A 4,454-nucleotide genomic window follows, 5' to 3' on the forward strand; every position below is an offset into this window, starting at 1 on the left:
CTCGCGACCGCGGTGCGTCCCCCGCCTGCGGCGTCGTCGGACCCGGCCCGCGAGCCCCATGCCCTGCAGGAGCGAGAGCGCCCCGACCACCCACCAGCACCACATCGTCGACTCCTCTCACCAGGAGTCGACGCTACCCACTCACCTGTCGTCACCAGCGCAACGACACGCGATGAGTCACCCCTCGTCGACAGCGGCCTCGCGCAGCCGGTCCGCGGCGGCGAAGGGGTCGAGCCCGCCGCCCGCGACCTCCCCGGCGAGGGCGTCCAGCGCCACCGACCCCGAGACCGCCCGCAGCTGCGCGCGCAGGTCGGCGAGCGCGATCGCCTCGATCTCGGCCCGGGCGCGTCGCCGACGGCCCTCGTCGCCCCGGCCGTGCTCCACCATCCAGGCCCGGTGGGCGTCGATCGCCGCGAGCAGCTCGTCGATCCCCTCGCCCCGCGACGCCATCGTCCGCACCACCGGCGCCCGCCAGCCCGGCCCGGACTCCCGCCGCGTCATCGCCATGGCGTTCTGCAGCTCGCGCACCGTCGCGTCGGCCCCCTCGCGGTCGGCCTTGTTGACGCAGAAGACGTCGGCGATCTCCAGGACGCCCGCCTTGGCCGCCTGCACGCCGTCACCCATCCCGGGGGCGAGCAGGACCACGGTGGTGTCGGCTAGCGCGACGACCTCCACCTCGGACTGCCCCACCCCGACCGTCTCGACGAGCACGACGTCGCACCCCGCCGCGTCGAGCACCCGCAGGGCCTGCGGGGCCGCGGCCGTGAGGCCGCCGAGGTGGCCGCGGGTGGCCATCGAGCGGATGAAGACGCCGGGGTCGGTGGCGTGCTCGCCCATCCGCACCCGGTCGCCGAGCAGGGCGCCGCCCGTGAACGGCGAGCTGGGGTCCACCGCGAGCACCCCCACCCGGCGGCCGTCGGCGCGCAGCCCGCCGACCAGCGCCGACGTCGTCGTCGACTTCCCGACGCCGGGCGGACCGGTCAGCCCGACGACGACGGCGTGGCCGACGTGCGGCGCCAGCGCCGCCGCGAGGGCCCGCGCGCGCTCCGATCCCCCGGCCGACCCGCCGTCCTCCACCAGGGAGATCAGCTGCGCCACCGCGCGCGGGGAACCGTCCCGGGCGCGGGCGGCGAGGTCGTCGAGGTCGTGGACAGCCGGGGACACCCGGACGATGCTGTCATCCCGACCCGGGGCCCCGGGCCGGACGGAGGGGACTCACCCACGCGTGGTCGGGGTGGCGGCCGTCACCTGCTCAGCGTTTCGATTCAGTCGGTTAGTTTCCCGAGCATGACTGCACTGGTGGACGCGAGCGTGGGCATCGTGGGTGTGGACCACGTGGGGATCGCCGTGCCCGACCTCGACGCGGCCATCGACTGGTACGCGACGACCCTCGGGCTCGAGGCCACCCACACCGAGACCAACGAGGAGCAGGGGGTGCGGGAGGCCATGCTGCACGCGCCCGACGACGAGACCGGTGCCGCGGTGCAGCTGCTGGCACCGCTGAACGAGAGCTCGACGATCGCGAAGTTCATCGACCGCAACGGCCCGGGGCTGCAGCAGGTGGCCTACCGGGTCCGTGACGTCGAGGCGGCCGCGACGGCGCTGCGCGAGAAGGGCGTGCGCCTGCTGTACGAGAACGCCCGCCGGGGCACGGCCGACTCCCGGGTGAACTTCGTGCACCCCAAGGACGCCGGCGGGGTCCTGGTGGAGCTGGTCGAACCCGCGGCCACCGCCCACTGATCGACCGACACCCGTCACAGCCACCTTCTCCGCCGTACCTACCCGTCGGTAGCCTGCGGGCCGAACCGACACCACGGAGGCATTGACCGTGCAGGAAATCCGCGACGCCATCCTCGCCGACGAGACGGCCGCGCTGGCCGGTGTCACCGTCCCCGAGTCCTACCGGGGCATCACGGTGCACGCCGACGAGGCCGAGATGTTCGCCGGCATGGCCTCCAAGGAGAAGGATCCGCGCAAGTCGCTGCACCTCGACGAGGTGCCGACGCCCGAGCCGGCCGCCGGCGAGGCCCTCGTCGCCGTCATGGCGAGCGCGATCAACTACAACACCGTGTGGACCTCGATCTTCGAGCCGGTGTCCACTTTCGGCTTCCTCAAGCGCTACGGGCGCATCTCGCCGCTGGCCAAGCGCCACGACCTGCCCTACCACGTGGTGGGCTCCGACCTCGCCGGCGTCGTGCTCAAGACCGGCGAGGGCGTGCAGATGTGGAAGCCCGGCGACAAGGTCGTCGCGCACTGCCTCTCGGTGGAGCTGGAGAGCCCCGACGGGCACGACGACACGATGATGGACCCCGAGCAGCGCATCTGGGGCTTCGAGACCAACTTCGGCGGCCTGGCCGACATCGCGCTGGTCAAGACCAACCAGCTCATGCCCAAGCCGGGGCACCTCACCTGGGAGGAGGCCGCGTCCCCCGGACTGGTCAACTCCACCGCCTACCGCCAGCTGGTCAGCCACAACGGCGCGAACATGACCCAGGGCGACGTCGTGCTGATCTGGGGCGCCTCGGGCGGCCTGGGCTCCTACGCCACCCAGTTCGCGCTCAACGGCGGGGCGACCCCGGTCTGCGTCGTCTCCTCGCCGGAGAAGGCCGAGCTGTGCCGCAAGATGGGCGCCGAACTGATCATCGACCGCTCCGCCGAGGGCTACAAGTTCTGGTCCGACCCCGAGACCCAGGACCCGCGGGAGTGGAAGCGCTTCGGCTCGAAGATCCGTGAGCTGACCGGCGGGGACGACCCGGACATCGTCTTCGAGCACCCGGGCCGCGAGACGTTCGGCGCCTCGGTCTACGTCGCCAAGCGCGGCGGGACGATCGTCACCTGCGCCTCGACGTCGGGCTTCATGCACCAGTACGACAACCGCTACCTGTGGATGAACCTCAAGCGGATCATCGGGTCGCACTTCGCGAACTACAAGGAGGCCTACCTCGCCAACCGGCTGGTGGCCCAGGGCAAGATCCACCCGACGGTGTCGAAGACCTACGCGCTCGAGGACACCGGCGAGGCGGCCAACGACGTCCACCACAACAGCCACCAGGGCAAGGTCGGCGTGCTCTGCCTCGCGCCCCGGGAGGGCCTGGGCGTGACCGACGCGGAGCTGCGCGAGCGGCACCTCACCGAGATCAACCGGTTCCGGGGCGAGTAGCCCTCTCCCGTTCCGCACGAACGGCCGGTTCGTCACCTTCTCCGGTGATGGACCGGCCGTTCGTGCGTTCCGGGGCCGGCCCCTCACGTCACCGGAAAACGGGGTGACCGGACTCACGGACGCGTGACCGGGAGCGAGCCTCGTGGGGCGGCGTGTCTGTCACCCGTCCGTGGCCGTGTCGCACACGGCCCTAGTAACCTGAGTCGATGCCGTCGGGAGAGCGTGATCTGCTGCCTCTGGGCACCGGCTTCGACGTGGTCCGGCGCGGGTACGACCGCGGGCAGGTCGAGGAGCACCTCGACCGCGTCGAGGCCGATCTGCGCATCCTCACCGCCGACCGCGACGCCGCGGTGGCCCAGGCCTCCGAGCTCGCCCGTGCGCTGGACCGGACCCGGGCCCACGTCGAGGAGCTCCGGGCCCAGATCGACCGGCTGGCGGCCCCGCCGGACTCCATGGAGGGCCTCTCCGAGCGCCTGCAGCGGATGCTGCGGCTCGCGCAGGACGAGGCCCGGGAGATGCGCTCCAGTGCCGAGCAGGCGGCCCGCCGCACCCGCGAGGAGGCCGACGAGCGCGCCCGCCAGACCGTCGCCGACGCGGACGAGCAGGCCCACCGCACCGTCACCGAGGCCGACCAGCACGCACGGCGCACCGTCGCGGAGGCCGACGAGCAGGCCCGCGCCACGCTCGACGAGGCCCGCCGGCAGGCGCGCGAGGTGCACGAGGCCGCCGAGGCCGAGGCCGCCGAGATCCGCACCCGGTACGACTCCGGGCTCGAGGACAACGAGCGCCGCCGCGGCGAGATGGAGGACGAGCACCGCACCCTCATGGAGGGCGCCCGCGCCGAGGCCGCCCGCATCCGGGCCGACGCGGAGGCCGAGCGGCGTCACCTCGACGAGGAGTCCCGCGCGCGCCGGGTGCAGATCGAGGAGGACTTCGAGATCGCGATGGCCTCGCGGCGCACCGAGTCGATGCGGGTGCTGGCCCGCAGCGAGGCCGACGCCCGCACCCGCGCGGAGACCCAGCTGCGCGAGGCCTCGCAGGAGTCGCACCGACGGCTGCGGGAGGCCGACGACGAGGTCGCCGAGATCCGCCGGCTGCGCACCCGGGTGACCAACCAGCTCGCGACCCTGCGGGAGTCCCTCGCCGAACTGCCCGGCCTGGACGCCTTCCCCGAGGAGTCGTCCGAGGAGGCACACGCGGTGCGCTCCTCCGAGCCCGACGACCGCTACGGGGACAACGGCCACCAGAACGGCGGCCACCCGGACGACGGGTACGACCAGCCCGCCCCGGGCGG

General features: G+C 73.3%; 4 protein-coding genes. 3 read left to right on the top strand and 1 reads right to left on the bottom strand.

Features of this window, described 5'->3' with window-relative positions; all coding sequences use genetic code 11:
- Positions 1–177 precede the first annotated feature (177 nt).
- Complete coding sequence (gene meaB, locus VGH76_RS26985) at positions 178–1,164, bottom strand: methylmalonyl Co-A mutase-associated GTPase MeaB (protein WP_331559855.1); 987 nt, start codon at positions 1,162–1,164, stop codon at positions 178–180.
- Positions 1,165–1,287: 123 nt separating this feature from the next.
- Here meaB and mce point away from each other — a divergent pair, with 123 nt between their 5' ends.
- The 3 genes from mce to VGH76_RS27000 all read left to right on the top strand — a co-directional run.
- Positions 1,288–1,740: a methylmalonyl-CoA epimerase gene (gene mce / locus VGH76_RS26990; RefSeq protein WP_331559856.1), complete on the top strand. Its 453-nt coding sequence runs from the start codon at positions 1,288–1,290 to the stop codon at positions 1,738–1,740.
- Between the two features lie 88 nt (positions 1,741–1,828).
- On the top strand, positions 1,829–3,160 hold the full coding sequence (gene ccrA / locus VGH76_RS26995) for a crotonyl-CoA carboxylase/reductase (protein WP_331559858.1): 1,332 nt from the start codon (positions 1,829–1,831) through the stop codon (positions 3,158–3,160).
- Between the two features lie 206 nt (positions 3,161–3,366).
- Positions 3,367–4,454, top strand: a 1,088-nt coding sequence (locus VGH76_RS27000; protein WP_331559857.1) for a DivIVA domain-containing protein, incomplete at its 3' end; no start/stop codon positions are given.

The organism is Actinomycetospora sp., from assembly GCF_036497585.1.
Classification (GTDB): domain Bacteria; phylum Actinomycetota; class Actinomycetes; order Mycobacteriales; family Pseudonocardiaceae; genus Actinomycetospora.

Excerpts from the sequence above, each read along its gene's own strand:
- mce (WP_331559856.1), top strand. The coding sequence starts at position 1,288 with ATGACTGCACTGGTGGACGCGAGCGTGGGCATCGTGGGTGTGGACCAC.